The organism is Bradyrhizobium sp. UFLA06-24 (assembly GCF_054967145.1).
The window spans coordinates 68689-84390 of the sequence record NZ_JADFUE010000016.1 but is presented as its reverse complement, the minus strand read 5'-3'; the positions used below and the strand labels follow the sequence as shown (position 1 = coordinate 84390).

The following is a 15702-nucleotide window of genomic DNA, read 5'->3' as shown; positions in this document are numbered from 1 at the left end:
GGCAGCACCTCACCCCTTCGGCGGCGCCAGCGGCTGCACGATCTCCTTGAACGACGTCAGGTCCTCGCAGCGATCGGCGTGCTCTGACAGTGCCGGATAGCGCGCCGCCTCGAACAGGTCGGGGTGCGCCTCGCGGGTGAAGCGGACGACGCAGGCGACGGCGATGTCGGCGTGACCGATGCGGTCACCCAGCCAGTACGGCGTCGTCACCTTCGCGCGCTCGGCTTCCAGCACGGCGAGCACATCGCCGATCTGCGCCTGGCAGCGTTCGACCCACAGCGCGAGCTGCTCCTTGCGCAGCACGCGCTCGTAGAGCAGGCTGACGGCCTTGTCGCCCAGGCCAGTGGCGAGCGCGCAGATGCGCAGGTGCCTGCGGCGCTCGGCGCCACTGCGCGGCAACATCGCCTTCTCCGCGCCAACGAGCTCGTCGAGATAGTCGAGGATGATCGTGCTCTCGATCAGTGCCTCGCCATCGTCGAGCACCAGCGTCGGCACGCGGCGCAGCGGATTGTACGGTGCGATCTTGTCGGCGTCGCCGAAGGTCGACCACGGCTTGTGCTCGAAAGCGAGCCCATAGAGCCGCAGCGCAATCGCGACGCGGCGGACGAAGGGGGAATCATATTGGCCGATCAGGAACATGGTTCTCGCTCTTCTCAGTCGCTGGATGAAGCAGGGCCGATCAGTTTCCGCGAGAAGATCGTCGCGACGCAAGGACGATGTTGGAAATGGAGCATTGCACCTGATGCAAGCGCCCCGCGACAGCGTCGCCCCGATGCGCTATCACGGACGACATCATGACAACGACATCAGACATCAATCGCGAGCGGATTGCGGCGACCGAGGCCGTCATTCGCCCGCACATCAGGCGCACGCCGCTGCTTGCGGCCGACCTCGCCGATTTCGGCCTGCCGGCCGCGCCCATCACCTTCAAGCTCGAACTGTTGCAGCACTCCGGATCGTTCAAGGCGCGCGGCGCCTTCGCCAATCTCCTGCTGCGGCAAGTGCCGAAGGCCGGCGTCGTCGCGGCCTCCGGCGGCAATCACGGCGCGGCGGTCGCCTATGCGGCGCAGCGGCTCGGCATTCCCGCCACGATCTTCGTGCCCGACATCACCTCGCCCGCCAAGGCGGAGCGGATCAGAGGCTACGGCGCCGAGCTCGTGATCACGGGCAACCGCTACGCCGATGCGCTTGCCGCCAGCGAAGCGCATGTCGCGCGGACCGGCGCCATGGCCGTGCACGCCTACGACCAGGCCGAAACCTTGCTCGGTCAGGGCAGCGTTGGCCTCGAGCTGGAGCAGGACGCCCCCGATATCGACACGCTGCTGGTGGCCGTCGGCGGCGGCGGCCTGATCGGCGGCATCGCGGCGTGGAGCGCCGGGAGGACGCGCATCATCGCCGTGGAGCCGGAGCAATCGCCGACGCTGCACAGCGCCTTTGCGGCCGGCACTCCGGTCGACGCGCCAGCCGGGGGCCTCGCCGCCGACAGCCTCGCGCCGCGGCGCGTCGGAGAGTTGATGTTTCCGATCGCGCGCGCCCATGTGGAGCGCGTCGTGCTGGTCAGCGACGATGCGATCCGGCAGGCGCAAGCCGCGCTATGGTCGCGCCTGCGGCTGGTCACTGAACCCGGCGGCGCGGCCGTGTTCGCAGCACTGCTCTCGGGGCGTTATCAACCCTCGCCCGGCGAGCGGATTGCGGTGCTGCTCTGTGGGGCGAATACGACGGCGGTGAATTTCGACGGATAGAGGAGGCTATGGTTCCTACACTCCGTCATGCGAGCGCAGCGAAGCAATCCAGAATCTTTCCGCGGAGACAGACTGGATTGCTTCGTCGCAGGGGCACCTCGCAATGGCGTGCGGAGGGAGCCGCGTGGCCCGCTATTCGATGATCGGCACATGCTTCGCTGCATCGCGCGGCAGCGTGCCGTCGAGCCGCGGATCATCGGCCACCTCGATCTGGCGGCGGAACGGGCGGAAGCCGGAGCGCTGGTAGAATCCGAGCGCCGAGGGATGATCGAGCGTGCAGGTGTGCACCCAGACGCGGCGCACGTCACGCGACCATGCGCGCTCCAGCGCGCGGTTCATCAGGAAGCGGGCGGCGCCGGTGCCGATCAGCTTTGCGGTGACGCCGAAATAGACCAGCTCGCACTGGCCGGGCTCGCGGAGATCGAGCTCCAGCAGGCCTTCATCGCGGCCGTCCAGTGCGAGCGCATGCACCTCGACGTCGGCGGCATGGATGATCGCGGCGAGCTCGGCGTCATTCATGCGCGCGCGTGAGAACCACAGCCACTCCTCGCCGACGCGGCGGAGGAGGTCGCGGTACCAGTCAAGCGGCGGCGCATCGACTTTGCGCAGGCTCCAACTGCCCGACGGATCGTCGCGGCGCGCCGGAGGCGCGGTCAGCTCCAGATGGGTGACGACCGCGGCGATCTTGCCGGCGGGAATGTCGGAATAGCCATCGGGGAGGATCATGATTTCTTGCTTGGATTCATGCGAGACCTGTACTCCGTTATTGCGAGCGCAGCGGAGCAATCCAGAGTCTTTTCCGCGGAGACAGCCTGGATTGCTTCGCTGCGCTCGCAATGACGTATGAGGCAGCTGCGTAGCTCGGATGGAGCGCAGCGCAATCCGGGAACCGTGCCCGCGGAAAGAATCCCGGATTTCGCGGAGCCTGTCATCGGGCGGCGCTGCGCGCCGACCCGTTGGCTCCGTCCGGGCTACAAGAGTCCGCCTACCCCTCCCCCTCGTCGCTCGCCAGCACGCCCTTCACCGCGCGCGCCCAGCCGGCGAGCTTTCGTTCGCGAGTCGCTTCGCTCATGTTCGGCTTGAAGCGGTGCTCGAGGCGCCAATTGTCGGCAAATTTGGTCGGCTCGGGATAGACGCCGGCATTGAGGCCGGCGAGATAGGCGGCCCCGAGCGCAGTGGTTTCCTGAATCACCGGCCGGTCGACCGGCGCGTCGAGCAGATCGGCGAGGCGCTGCATGGTCCAGTCGGAGGCGGTCATGCCGCCGTCGACGCGGAGCACGACGCTCGCGGTTTCCGAGCACGGCCAATCCGCGCGCATCGCCGCCCAGAGATCGAAGGTCTGGTAGCAGACGCTCTCCAGTGCCGCATGCGCGAGCTCGGCGGGGCCGGTGTTGCGGGTGAGGCCGAACAGCGCGCCGCGCACGCGCGGATTCCAGTACGGCGCGCCCATGCCGACGAAAGCAGGCACGAGATAGACGCTCTGCATCGAGTCCGATTGATCGGCGAGAGGTCCGGTTTCGGCGGCGTGCTTGATGATGCCGAGGCCGTCGCGCAGCCATTGCACCGCCGAGCCTGCAACGAAGATCGAGCCTTCGAGCGCATAGGTGCGCTTGCCGTCGAGCTGGTAGGCGACGGTGGTGAGCAGCTTGTTCTTGGAGACCACAGGCGTGGCGCCGGTGTTGAGCAGCGCGAAACAGCCGGTGCCGTAGGTCGACTTCATCATGCCCGGGCGGAAGCAGGCCTGGCCGATGGTCGCGGCCTGCTGGTCGCCGGCGATGCCTGAAATCACGATCGGGCCGCCGAACAAATCGGGCGTGCTCTCGCCGAAACGGGCGGAAGAATCCTTCACTTCCGGCAGCATCGAGCGCGGCACGCCGATGATCTCCAGGAGCTCGTCGTCCCACTGGCCGGTATGGATGTTGAACAGCAGCGTGCGCGAGGCGTTGGTGGCGTCGGTGGCGTGGACCTTGCCGCCGGTCAGGCGCCACAGCAGGTAGCAATCGACGGTGCCGAACATCAATTCGCCGCGCGCCGCACGCGCCCGCGCGCCGGGGACGTGGTCGAGGATCCAGGCGACCTTGGTGCCGGAGAAATAGGGATCGATGATCAGGCCGGTCTTCTGCGAGATCAGGGGCTCGCGGCCCTCGGCCTTGAGTTTCGCGCAGATGTCGGCGGTGCGGCGGTCCTGCCAGACGATGGCCCGGTGCACGGCCTGGCCAGTCGCGCGATCCCACACCACGGTGGTCTCGCGCTGGTTGGTGATGCCGATCGCGGCGATGTCCTTTGCGGTGATGCCGGCCTGCTCGATCGCCTGGCGGCACACCATCACGGTCGAGGTCCAGATGTCCTCCGGCTCGTGTTCGACCCAGCCCGAGGCCGGAAAGTGCTGCGGAAACTCGGCCTGCGCCTTCGCCGCGATGGAGATGTCGCCGCGAAACACGATCGCGCGCGAGGAGGTGGTGCCCTGGTCGATGGCGAGGACGAAAGACATGGCGGTTTACCTTGGCGTTGCCCTGGAGGGGTCATTGTGTCGCGCCAAAGGGAGCGGATTGGAGCCGGAAGGTCAATACCAGCGGTGCGGCCTTGTTTCACCTCGCCCCGCCTGCGGGGAGAGGTCGGAATTCGCGCGAAGCGCGGATTCCGGGTGAGGGGGTACAGGTCTCACGACGATCTCGTGCGCGGAGAGAGGCCCCTCACCCCAACCCTCTCCCCGTAAGAACGGGGCGAGGGAGTAGACCGCGCCTACACCGCCGCCGTGGTGACGCCGCCGTCGATGACGATGGTCTGGCCGGTCATGAAGCTCGACGCGTCCGAAGCGAGATAGGCGACCGCGCCGGCGATCTCATCGGGCTCGCCGATGCGGCGCAGCGGCGTGGTGGCGGTGCGGCGCTTGAGGTTGGCTTCGTCTTCCCACAGCGCGCGGGCGAAATCGGTCTTGACGAGGCCGGGCGCGATGCAATTGACACGGACGCCCTTCGGACCCCACTCGCCGGCGAGCGAGCGGCACAGCGCAAAATCCGCCGCCTTCGAGATGCCGTAGGCGCCGATCACGGTCGAGCCGCGCAGGCCCCCGATCGAGGAGATGATGACCACCGAGCCCTTGCCGCGCTCGGCCATCTGCGGGATCGCGAGCGCGGAAAGCCAGATGTTGCTCTTCACGTTCGAGCCCATGATCTTGTCGAAGGCCTCGTCCGTGATGTCGAGCAGCGGGCCGTAATACGGGTTCACCGCGGCGTTGCAGACGAGGATGTCGATCTTGCCGTAGTGTTTCGTGGCGCCGGAGATCAGCGCCTCGACCTCGTTCTTGCGCGCGATGTTGCAGGGGATGACGGTGGCATCGCCGCCGGAGGCGTTGATACGGTCGGCGACCTCCTTGCAGGCCTCGGCCTTGCGCGAGGAGACCACGACCTTCGCGCCGAGCTTTGCCAGCAACTCGGCCGAAGAGCGGCCGATGCCGCGGCTGGAGCCGGTGACCACGGCGACCTTGCCGGTGAGATCGAACGGGGTGTTTTTCATGGGTGTTGCTCCGTTGACGCCGCTTGGTCAGTGTCATCGCCCGACTTGATCGGGCGATCCAGTACTCCGCGGCGGAAGTTGCGTGAACGAACTGCTGCCGCGGAATACTGGATGCCCCGGTCGAGCCGGGGCATGACAGTCGTCGTGTGGTTCAGATCAACTCAAATCAACCCGCCCGAATCCGCGACGCGGCGCTGGTGGTAGTCGGTGTCACCAAAGGTGTTCTCGATCATGGTGAGGCGCTTGAAGTAGTGGCCGATCTTAGCCTCCATGGTCATGCCGATGCCGCCGTGGAGCTGGATCGACTGCTGGCCGACGAACTTGGCCGACTTGCCGATCTGCGCCTTGGCCGCGGCGATGGCGCTGGCGCGCTCCTTGGCGTCCTCGAAATCACCGGCCATGGTCGCGAACATCGACATCGATCGCGCCTGCTCGGCCGCGACGAACATGTCGGAGGCGCGGTGCTGCAGCGACTGGAACGAGCCGATCGCGACTCCGAATTGCTTACGCGTCTTGATGTACTCGACCGTGGTCTTGAGCGATTCGTCCATCAGGCCGACCGCCTCGGCGCAGAGCGCGACGCGGGCTTCGTCCACCACGCGCTCGATCAGCGCGAGCGAGTCCTCGGGATTGCCGATCGCGGCATCGCTGCCGACCTCGACGCCGGTGAAGGTGATGTCGGCGGCGTGCAGGCCATCCTGGGTCGGATAGGACTTCTTCGTGACGCCCTTGGCATTCGCCGGCACCAGGAACACGCCGATGCCGCTCGTGTCGCGGCGATTGCCCTTGGTGCGGGCGGTGACGACCAGCGTGTCGGCGTTCTCGCCGTTGAGCACGACGAACTTCTCGCCGTCGATCACCCAACCGTCGCCCTTCTTCTTCGCCGTCGTCGAGACGTCGAACAGATCGTAGCGCGAGTTCTTCTCGAGCTGGGCGAAGGCGAGCGTCTTGCTGCCGTCGATGATCCCGGGAATGTGCGCGGCCTTCTGCGCGTCGGTGCCGGCGTGGCGCAGGAAGCCGCCGCCGATCACGACCGTCGCCAGATACGGCTCGAGCACCAGCGCCTTGCCGAGCGCTTCCATCACGATCATGGTCTCGACGCCGCCGCCGCCGAAGCCGCCATCGGCCTCGCTGAACGGCAAACCGAGCAGACCCTGCTCGGCGAGCTTGAGCCAGACGGCTTTGCTCCAGCCGCCTTTCTCCTTCATGTATTTCTTGCGGCTCTCGAAGTCGTAGGAGTCGGTCAGCAGGCCGTCGATGCTTTCCTTGAGAAGCCGCTGCTCCTCGTTCAGATCAAAATCCATTTCTTTGGTTCCTCGTACCCGGACTATTTGGCTTCGTCATTCCCGGATGGCCCGAAGGGCCAGGCCTGGAATCCATTTCGCCTCAGCATATGGGGCCCGATGGATTCCGGGCTCGCGACTTCGTCGCGCCCCGGAATGACGGTGGAAACATTGCCCTCCCCGCCTCCGCGGAGAGGGAGTAGATCACAGCCCCAGCACCGCCTTGGCGATGATGTTGCGCTGGATCTCGTTGGAGCCGCCGTAGATCGAGACCTTGCGGTTGTTGAAGTAGCTCGGCGCGATCTGGGCGGTCCAGTCCATGGCTTCGTTCGAGCCGTCGTCGCCATGCACGTCGTAGGGCGCGGCGAACGGGCCGATCACTTCCATCAGGAGCTCGGTGGTGGTCTGCTGGATCTCGGAGCCCTTGATCTTCAGCACCGAGGAGGCCGGATTGGGCTTGCCCTTGCCGTGCTTGCCTTCGTCGGCGACGACGCGAAGCTGGGTCAGCTCGAGCGCCTTCAGCTCGATCTCGCAGGCTGCGAGCTTCTCGCGGAACGCCGGATCCTGGATGATCGGCTTGCCTGATGATTCGACCTTGCCGGCGAGATCGCGGATGCGGCGCAGCCGCTCCTTGGAGACGCCGACCCGGGCGATGCCGGTACGCTCATTGCCGAGCAGGAATTTTGCGTAGTCCCAGCCCTTGTTCTCCTCGCCGATCAGGTTCTCGTACGGCACTTCGACGTCGTCGAAGAACACTTCGTTGACCTCATGGCCGCCGTCGATGGTCTGGATCGGGCGCACGGTGACGCCTTTCGACTTCATCGGGAATACGATGAAGGAGATGCCCATCTGCTTCTTGGCGGACGCATCGGTGCGGCAGAGGCAGAAGATCATGTCGGCGTGCTGCGCCAGCGTGGTCCAGGTCTTCTGGCCGTTGATGATCCACTTGTCGCCCTTGCGCTCGGCCTTGGTCTTCAGCGAAGCGAGATCAGAGCCCGAGCCCGGCTCCGAGAAGCCCTGGCACCACCAATCGTCGACATTGGCGATGCGCGGCAGGTACTTCTTCTTCTGCTCCTCGTTGCCGAAGGTGTAGATGACCGGGCCGACCATGCTGACGCCGAAGGCGAGCGGCTGCGGCGCCGGGTAGGACTGCAGCTCCTCGTTGAAGATGTAGTGCTGCACGGACGTCCAGCCCGTGCCGCCATACTGCGTGGGCCAATGGCTGACGCCCCAGCCCTTCTTGTTGAGGATGCGCCACCACGTCACCATCTCGTCCTTGGTGAGGTGACGGCCCTCGACCAGCTTGCGCCGCGTATCAGGCGGCACGTTGTCGCGGAAGAATGACCGCACTTCCTCGCGAAACGCCTGCTCTTCTTTCGTGAATGCGAGATCCATCGGATCCTCCCTTAGAATTACTGCAACACTTCGAACAAGCCGGCCGCGCCCATGCCGCCGCCGACGCACATGGTGACGACCGCATATTTGGCCTTGCGGCGGCGTCCCTCGATCAGGGCGTGGCCGGTGAGCCGCGCGCCGGACATGCCGTAGGGATGGCCGACCGCAATCGCGCCGCCGTCGACATTGATCTTGTCGGGGTCGATGCCGAGCTTGTCGCGGCAATACAGCACCTGCACCGCGAAGGCTTCGTTGAGCTCCCAGAGGCCGATGTCGTCGACGGTGAGGCCGTGGCGCTTCAAGAGGCGCGGCACCGCGAAAACGGGGCCGATGCCCATCTCGTCAGGCTCGCAGCCGGCGGACACGAAGCCGCGGAAGATGCCGAGCGGCTTGAGCCCGCGCCTGGCGGCTTCCTTGTCGCTCATGATGACGGTCGCGCTGGCGCCGTCGGAGAGCTGGCTGGCATTGCCGGCGGTGACGGTGAAACCGTCGCCGCGCACGGGCTTGAGGCCCGCAAGGCCTTCAGCGGTGGTCTCGGGGCGCGGGCCTTCGTCCTGCGACAGCGTGACTTCCTTCATCGAGACAGTGCCGGTCGCCTTGTCGGTGACCGCCATCTGCGTCGTGATCGGCGCGATCTCGTCCCTGAACTTGCCGGCCTGCTGCGCGGCGGCGGTGCGGCGCTGGCTCTCCAGCGAATATTCGTCCTGACGTTCGCGCGAGATGCCGTAGCGCTTGGCAACGATCTCGGCCGTGTCGATCATGGGCATGTAGACCTCGCCCTTGATCTTGAGCAGCGCCGGGTCCTGGGCGTGGAAGCCGTTCATCTTGTCGTTCTGCACGAGGCTGATCGACTCGCCTCCGCCACCGACCGCAACCTCGACACCGTCGAAGATCACCGAACGCGCGGCCAGCGCGATCGCCTGCAGGCCCGAGGCGCATTGCCGGTCGATGGTGGTGCCGGCGACGGTGACGGGAAGGCCGGCGCGGAGCAGCGCCTTGCGCGCGATGTTGCCGCCGGTCGCGCCCTGCTGGAGCGCAGCGCCCATCACGACGTCTTCGATCTCCTTCGGATCGACTTTCGCGCGCGCGACGGCTTCGCCGATGGCATGGCCCAGCAGCGTGGCGCCCTCGGTGGCGTTGAGCATGCCGCGATAGGCCTTGCCGATCGGCGTGCGGGCGGTGGAAACGATGACGGCGTCGGTCAAGAACGACCTCCTGGTTGGTTGGATTGTGATGGTTTTCGCTGCTGGCGCAATTCGTGGCGCGACAATTTGCCGACCGGCGTGCGCGGCAGATCGTCGACGAATTCGACCTCCGCGGGCAATTCATGCTTGCCGAGCTTGCCGGCGAGCTGGGCACGCAATTCGTCGAGCGAGAACGGCTTTGCGTCGGGCTTGAGCTTGATGAAGGCCTTTGCGGCCTCGCCGCGATAGGGGTCGGGAATGCCGAGCACGATCACCTCGTGCACGCCCGGAATGGTGTAGATCGCCTGCTCGATCATCTGCGGATAGACGTTGAAGCCGCCGGAGATGATCATGTCCTTCTTGCGGTCGACCAGGAAGAAATAGCCGTCGGTGTCGAGATAGCCGATGTCGCCGGTGAGGAAGCGACCGTCGACGAAGGCCTCCGTGGATCCCTCCGGCTTGTTCCAGTAGCCTTTGGTGACATTCGGGCCCTTGATGCGGATCTCGCCGACTTCGCCCGGCGGCAGCACGCGCCTGGGATCATCGAGCGCGACCACATCGAGCTCGATGCCGGGCAGCATCAACCCGATCGAGCCGGGCTTGTCGGGTCCGGTAGGCGGATGGCCGGTGCCGGGCGAGCAGGTCTCGGTCATGCCCCAGCCACTCTTCAGCTTCTTGCCGACCTTGCGCTCGAAGAAGCTCGCGACCTCGACCGGCAGCGGCGCACCGCCGGAGCCAATGGCGGTGAGCGAGGAGAAATCGCGCTTGTCGAGATCGGGCAGCGCGGCGATCGCGATCCACATGGTCGGCACGCCCGGGAAGTAAGTGGCGCGCTTGACCTCGATGTCGCGCATCACGGCTTCGACATCGAAGCGCTGGTGCAGCGAGATCAGATTGCCGCGGCGGAGCGAGGACAGCAGCACGACGGTGAGCGCATAGATGTGGAACAGCGGCAGCACGCAGATGACGCGCTCGACCACGTCGCCGCGCGCGGCCCGTGCCGGCTTGCCCCAGACGTCGTAGATCGACACTGCCGAAGTCAAATTGCCGTGCGTCAGCATGGCGCCCTTGGGCAGGCCGGTGGTGCCGCCGGTATATTGCAGCAGCGCGACGTCATCGACGGCAACGGCCGGCCATTGCGCTGGCAGCGGCGCGCCCTCGACGAAGTCTTTGAAGGTGACGATGCGGGGGTCACTCGGGATCGCCGCCTGCGGCGTGCCGACCTTGCCCCAATCATCATCCTCGCAGACGACGAGGCGGTCGATCAGCCCCTTCTCCAGGAATTTCAGCGCCGTCGGCAGCAGCGCCTGGAGGTTCGAGGTGACCAGCAGGCGCGAGCCCGAGTCGGAGACCTTGTGGGTCAGCGCGATCTCGCCATCGAGCGGCGACAGATGCGCGACCCGGGCACCGGCCTTGAGCGCGCCGAAGAAATTGACGGGATGATCGGGCGTGTTGCCGAGGAATAGCGCGATCGACGTTCCCTTGCCGCAGCCGGCGCGCAGGAAGGCCGCCGCCGCGCACTCGGCCATGCTCGCGAGCTCGGCATAGGTGATCGGGCGATCGCGGAATTCCAGCGCGGTGCGCGGGCCGTAATTCGCAGCCGCCGTCGAAAGCAGGTCAGGCAGCGTACCCTGGACGATGCTGTCGTCCCAATGCACGCCCTCGGGGTAAAATCGTTCGCCGGGATGGGTCATTTCAATTCGCTGGTTCGCACCACTCGAGCCGTGGCTCACCGCAAGGCAGGCACGGACGGATGGGCTCCCCTCCCCCTTGTGGGGAGGGGTTGGGGAAGGGGGTGGCCACAAACGCTGATCTCGCCTGGGGTACCCCCCTCCCTGCCCCTCCCCCACAAGGGGGGAGGGAACGGAGAGAGTATTGCCCGGAGTACGACACCACGGCGACTGCCAACCTGATCAAGCCGCTTTCGACGCTGCGGCCAGTGATGCGAACGTCTTGCCTTCGGCAGCCAGCTTCTTCAGCAGCGGGGCAGGCTCGAGGCTCGGATCGTTGGTCTCCTTGGCGTAGAAAGCCAGACGATCGGCGATGTGCTTGAGGCCGACGCTGTCGGCCCAGAACATCGGGCCGCCGCGGTAGATCGGCCAGCCGTAGCCGTAGAGCCAGACCACGTCGATATCGGACGGACGCGCCGCGATGTTTTCTTCGAGGATCTTCGCGCCCTCGTTGATCATCGGATACATCATGCGCTCGAGGATCTCCTCGTCGCTGACGACGCGCTTCTTGCGGCCGAGACGCAGCAGCGTCTCGTCGATCAACTTCTCGACCTCGGGATCCGGCAGCGGCGAACGGCTGCCGGCTTCGTACTTGTAGTAGCCCTTGCCGGTCTTCTGGCCGAAGCGGCCGGCTTCGCAGAGCGCGTCCGCGATCTCAGACTTGATGCCGCGATCCTTGCGCGAGCGCCAGCCGATGTCGAGGCCGGCGAGATCGCCCATCGCGAACGGCCCCATCGGCATGCCGAACTTGGTGACGACGGCGTCGACCTGCTGCGGCAGCGCGCCTTCGAACAACAGCTTTTCGGACTGCTTGCTGCGCTGGGCCAGCATGCGGTTGCCGACGAAGCCGTCGCAGACGCCGACCACGACCGGCACCTTGGCGATCTTGCGCGCGATGGTGACGGCGGTGACCAGCGCGTCCGGTGCGGTCTTGTCGGCGCGCACGATCTCGCACAGCTTCATCACGTTGGCCGGCGAGAAGAAGTGCATGCCGAGCACGTCCTGCGGACGCTTGGTCGCTTTCGCGATCTCGTCGATGTTCAGATACGAGGTGTTGGAGGCGAGCACGGCACCCGGCTTGACGTACTGGTCGAGCTTGCCGAACACCTCCTTCTTCACCGCCATGGTCTCGAACACGGCTTCGATGACGAGGTCGGCATCGCCGACATTCTCGATCCCGACGACGCCGTTGATCAGCGCCATACGCTTGGCGGGCGCATCCGCGGGAATACCGCCGCGCACCGCGGTCGCTTCCCAGTTCTTCTGCATGATGCCCATGCCGCGCTTGAGCTGTTCCTCGCCGGTCTCGATCAGGGTGACGGGAATGCCGGCATTGGCAAAGGACATCGCGATGCCGCCGCCCATGGTGCCGGCGCCGAGGATGGCGACGCGGTTGACGGCGCGGCCCTTGGTGCCTTCGGGGACGCCCGCGATCTTGTTGGCCTCGCGCTCGGCGAAGAAGGCGTAGCGCTGCGCCTTGGACTGGTCGCTGGCGACCAGCTTGAGGAATCCCTCGCGTTCCTTCTTCAGACCTTCGTCGAAGGGTAGGTCAATGGCGTAGCCGACGGCATCGGCGGCCGCAAACGGCGCCTCGAGGCCGCGCGACTTCTTCGTCATGGCGGCGACCGCATTGGTGAAGATCGAGCGGTCGGCCTTGGCTGCCGCGATCTTGGAATCATCGTCGCGCAGGCGGCGCAGCGGACGCTTCTCGGCGACCATCTTGCGCACGAAAGCCTCGCCGCCCGAGGCCGGGCCTTCGATGATCTCCTCGATCAGGCCGCTCTTCAGCGCCTCCGCCGCGCCGATCGGATCACCCCCGACGATCATCTTGACGGCAAGTTCGGGACCGACCGCGCGCGGCAGGCGCTGGGTGCCGCCGGCGCCCGGCAGCAGGCCGAGCTTCACTTCGGGCAGACCGAGCTTGGCCTCCTTGACCGCGACGCGGAAATGACAGGCGAGCGCGACCTCGAGGCCGCCGCCGAGCGCGGTGCCGTGGATGGCGGCCACGACGGGCTTGGGCGAATTCTCGATCTCGGCGAGCACGTCATTGAGCGCCGGCGGCTTCGGCGGCTTGCCGAATTCCGTGATGTCGGCACCGGCGATGAAGGTGCGGCCGGCGCAGGTCAGCACGATGCCCTTGATGGCGGGATCGGCGACCGCGGCCTTGATGCATTCGAGGATACCGCCGCGGACTGCGGCACTCAGCGCGTTGACCGGAGGGCTGTCGACCGTGACGATCCCGACTTCGTCATGACGCTCAAGCTTGACCACTTCGCTCACGGTGTCCCTCCTTGGTGGGGAATTTACTTTTGTTCGATTTCGCGGTGCGGAATTTAATTCCGCATCTTGACGGCAGGGTTATTTTGAAGCACGTGGCTTGTCAACGACTCCGCGCAAGAAGCAGATCAGGGATGAAGCGTACAGGAAAGAAGACAGCGACCGATCGGAATTTCGTCGTCGCGCTTTCCCGCGGACTGGACGTATTGCGCGCTTTCCAACCCAATGACGGCCTGCTCGGCAATCAGGAGATTGCGGCCCGCACCAATCTGCCGAAGCCGACCGTGTCGCGGCTGACCTACACGCTGACCAAGCTCGGCTATCTCGCGCCGGTTCCCCGCTTCGAGAAGTACCAGCTCACGCCGGCCGCGATGTCGCTCGGCTACGCCGCACTCGCCAATCTCGGCGTTCGGCACTTGTCCGAACCATTCCGCGAAGAATTGATGCGCGCGACGGGAGGAGCCGTCGCCGTCGGCGGCCGCGACCGTCACAGCATGATCTATTTCGGACAGAGCCGCGGCAGCGAGACGGTGGGCGTGCAACTTGACGTCGGCTCCCGCGTGCCGATTGCAACCAGCGCGATGGGCCGCGCGTACTTCTGGGCGCTCGCGGAGGATGATCGCGCCGAGCTGTCGCGCGTCCTGCGCGAACATTACGGCAGCCGCTGGCCCAAGATGCGTGACGGACTGGAACGCTCCGGCGAGACCGTCGCGAAATACGGTTTCGCGATGTCGGTAGGCGATTGGCACGACGACATCGGCGCCGCAGGTGTCGCGCTCAAGCTCAATGACGGAACCGGACCTTACGCATTCAACTGCGGCGCACCTGCATTCCGCTTCACGGAAGAACGTCTCATCAACGACATTGGACCACGTCTGCTCGCGATGGTAAGGAACATCGAAGCGGTGCTTGGGGGTCTGGTGCCGCAATCCAAAAAAGAAATCAGCAAAAAGCTGAAACCAGGAGGAAAAGTTGCTCGTGTGGCCGAGGGGTTCAGATAGCCTTTGTGATCATCGGGAGCGGTCCGCATCGCCCCATCGCCCACTGAATGGTGTGGGCGAGACGAGATGACGCAGGCACAGCTCGCGCAGGGGACATCGCCTCTGCTCGCCGTTCGCGACGTCAGCGTCGTGTTCGGCGGCATCGTCGCGCTCAATGGCGTGTCCTTCGACATGCACAAGGGCCAGATCCTCGGACTGATCGGCCCCAACGGCGCCGGCAAGACCACGCTCTTCAATTGCCTGTCGCGGCTCTATCAACCATCGTCCGGCGACATCCTGATGGAAGGCGTCAGCATTCTGTCCCGCCCGCCGCACCGCATCGCCGAGATCGGTATCGGCCGCACCTTCCAGAATGTCGCGCTGTTTCCGAACCTGTCGGTGATGGACAATGTCCGCGTCGGCACGCATGCGCGCACCTCGTCCGACATCATCAGCGATTCACTGCGCCTCGCCTGGATTCGCAAGAGCGAAACCAGCGTGAACAAGAAGGTGCACGAGATCCTCGCCTATCTCGACCTCGAGGACGTCGCCCACACCACCGTGTCCGGCCTGCCGTTCGGCACGCAGAAGCGCGTCGAATTGGCGCGGGCGCTGGCCGCCGATCCGAAGATCCTGCTGCTCGATGAGCCCGCCGGCGGCCTCAACCACGAAGAGGTCTACGTGCTCGGCGACCTCATCCGCAAGATCCGTGACGAGCGCCACATGACCGTGCTGCTGGTCGAGCACCACATGGGTCTTGTGATGTCGATCGCCGACCACGTCGTCGCCCTGAATTTCGGCAAGAAGCTCGCGGAAGGCACGCCGGCCCAGGTGCAGGCGGACCCCGACGTCATCAAGGCCTATCTCGGGAGCAAGGACCAATGACTGTTCTGCTCGAGGTCAAGGACCTGCGCGCCTATTACGGTCAGGTCCAGGCCCTTCATGGCCTCTCCTTCTCGCTCAACGAGGGCTCGCTGACGACGCTGCTGGGGGCCAACGGCGCCGGCAAGACCACGACGCTGCGCGCGATCTGCAACATGGTGCGCTCCACCGGCGGCATCGAGTTCGACGGCAAGCCGCTGAACAACCGCTCGACCGAAAACATCGTGCGCTACGGCATCGCCCATGTGCCGCAGGGCCGCGGCACCTTCACCACCATGACGGTGGAGGAGAACCTGCAGCTCGGGGCCATCACCCGCAAGGACAATGCCGGCATTGTCTCCGACATCGAGCGGATGTATGCGCATTTCCCTGTCCTGAAGCAGCGGCACACCCAGCAGGCCGGCACGCTGTCGGGCGGCGAGCAGCAGATGCTCGCGGTCGCCCGTGCGCTGATGCTGCGGCCGCGGCTGATGCTGCTGGACGAACCGTCCTTCGGCCTCGCGCCGCTGGTGGTGCGCGACCTGTTCGGCATCCTCGGCAAGATCAACCGCGAGGACAAGGTGTCGATCCTGGTGGTGGAGCAGAACGCCCAGCTCGCGCTCGAACTCGCCGACCAGGCCTATGTGATCGAGACCGGCCGTATCGTGATGTCCGGCAACGCCAAGGACATCGCGAACAACGAAGAAATCCGCAAATCCTATCTGGGTTACTGA

The 15702-nt window shown here is 65.7% G+C and carries 13 protein-coding genes; 4 read left to right on the top strand and 9 right to left on the bottom strand.

Annotated features, from left to right (window positions below; translation table 11 throughout):
* Positions 1 to 9: 9 nt before the first annotated feature.
* Complete coding sequence (locus IF809_RS15665) at positions 10 to 639, bottom strand: glutathione S-transferase family protein (RefSeq protein ID WP_462837972.1); 630 nt, start codon at positions 637 to 639, stop codon at positions 10 to 12.
* A 155-nt stretch (positions 640 to 794) separates the two neighbouring features.
* Between IF809_RS15665 and IF809_RS15660 the strand changes: the two genes are divergently transcribed.
* Positions 795 to 1742 carry a threonine/serine dehydratase gene (locus IF809_RS15660; protein ID WP_462837971.1) on the top strand — a complete coding sequence of 316 codons (948 nt, stop codon included), beginning with the start codon at positions 795 to 797 and terminating at the stop codon, positions 1740 to 1742.
* Between the two features lie 132 nt (positions 1743 to 1874).
* Here IF809_RS15660 and IF809_RS15655 read toward each other — a convergent pair whose 3' ends face one another.
* The 8 genes from IF809_RS15655 to IF809_RS15620 form a co-directional block, all read right to left on the bottom strand.
* Positions 1875 to 2468: a GNAT family N-acetyltransferase gene (locus IF809_RS15655; protein ID WP_462837970.1), complete on the bottom strand. Its 594-nt coding sequence runs from the start codon at positions 2466 to 2468 to the stop codon at positions 1875 to 1877.
* Between the two features lie 259 nt (positions 2469 to 2727).
* On the bottom strand, positions 2728 to 4233 hold the full coding sequence (gene glpK, locus IF809_RS15650) for a glycerol kinase GlpK (RefSeq protein ID WP_462837969.1): 1506 nt from the start codon (positions 4231 to 4233) through the stop codon (positions 2728 to 2730).
* Between the two features lie 251 nt (positions 4234 to 4484).
* Entirely contained in the window at positions 4485 to 5258 is a 774-nt protein-coding gene (locus IF809_RS15645; protein ID WP_453995010.1) for an SDR family NAD(P)-dependent oxidoreductase, read from the bottom strand.
* Between the two features lie 161 nt (positions 5259 to 5419).
* On the bottom strand, positions 5420 to 6562 hold the full coding sequence (gene pimD, locus IF809_RS15640) for a pimeloyl-CoA dehydrogenase small subunit (protein ID WP_462837968.1): 1143 nt from the start codon (positions 6560 to 6562) through the stop codon (positions 5420 to 5422).
* A gap of 183 nt (positions 6563 to 6745) precedes the next feature.
* Positions 6746 to 7936, bottom strand: coding sequence for a pimeloyl-CoA dehydrogenase large subunit (gene pimC, locus IF809_RS15635; protein WP_128964040.1), 1191 nt, complete (start codon positions 7934 to 7936; stop codon positions 6746 to 6748).
* A 17-nt stretch (positions 7937 to 7953) separates the two neighbouring features.
* Positions 7954 to 9141, bottom strand: coding sequence for an acetyl-CoA C-acyltransferase (locus tag IF809_RS15630; RefSeq protein WP_453981888.1), 1188 nt, complete (start codon positions 9139 to 9141; stop codon positions 7954 to 7956).
* A complete protein-coding gene (pimA, locus tag IF809_RS15625; protein WP_462837967.1) occupies positions 9138 to 10814 on the bottom strand; it encodes a dicarboxylate--CoA ligase PimA in 1677 nt (558 codons plus the stop codon). The genes IF809_RS15630 and pimA overlap by 4 nt, the downstream gene beginning before the upstream one ends.
* Positions 10815 to 11033: 219 nt before the next feature.
* Positions 11034 to 13130 (bottom strand): 3-hydroxyacyl-CoA dehydrogenase NAD-binding domain-containing protein, encoded by a 2097-nt coding sequence (locus IF809_RS15620; protein WP_462837966.1) that lies wholly within the window; start codon positions 13128 to 13130, stop codon positions 11034 to 11036.
* 131 nt (positions 13131 to 13261) lie between these two features.
* Here IF809_RS15620 and IF809_RS15615 point away from each other — a divergent pair, with 131 nt between their 5' ends.
* From IF809_RS15615 to IF809_RS15605, 3 genes are all read left to right on the top strand, one after another.
* Positions 13262 to 14128 (top strand): IclR family transcriptional regulator, encoded by an 867-nt coding sequence (locus IF809_RS15615; RefSeq protein ID WP_164938976.1) that lies wholly within the window; start codon positions 13262 to 13264, stop codon positions 14126 to 14128.
* A 66-nt stretch (positions 14129 to 14194) separates the two neighbouring features.
* Positions 14195 to 14992 carry an ABC transporter ATP-binding protein gene (locus IF809_RS15610; protein ID WP_128964036.1) on the top strand — a complete coding sequence of 266 codons (798 nt, stop codon included), beginning with the start codon at positions 14195 to 14197 and terminating at the stop codon, positions 14990 to 14992.
* Positions 14989 to 15702, top strand: a complete 714-nt coding sequence (locus tag IF809_RS15605; protein WP_453981886.1) for an ABC transporter ATP-binding protein — start codon at positions 14989 to 14991, stop codon at positions 15700 to 15702. The genes IF809_RS15610 and IF809_RS15605 overlap by 4 nt, the downstream gene beginning before the upstream one ends.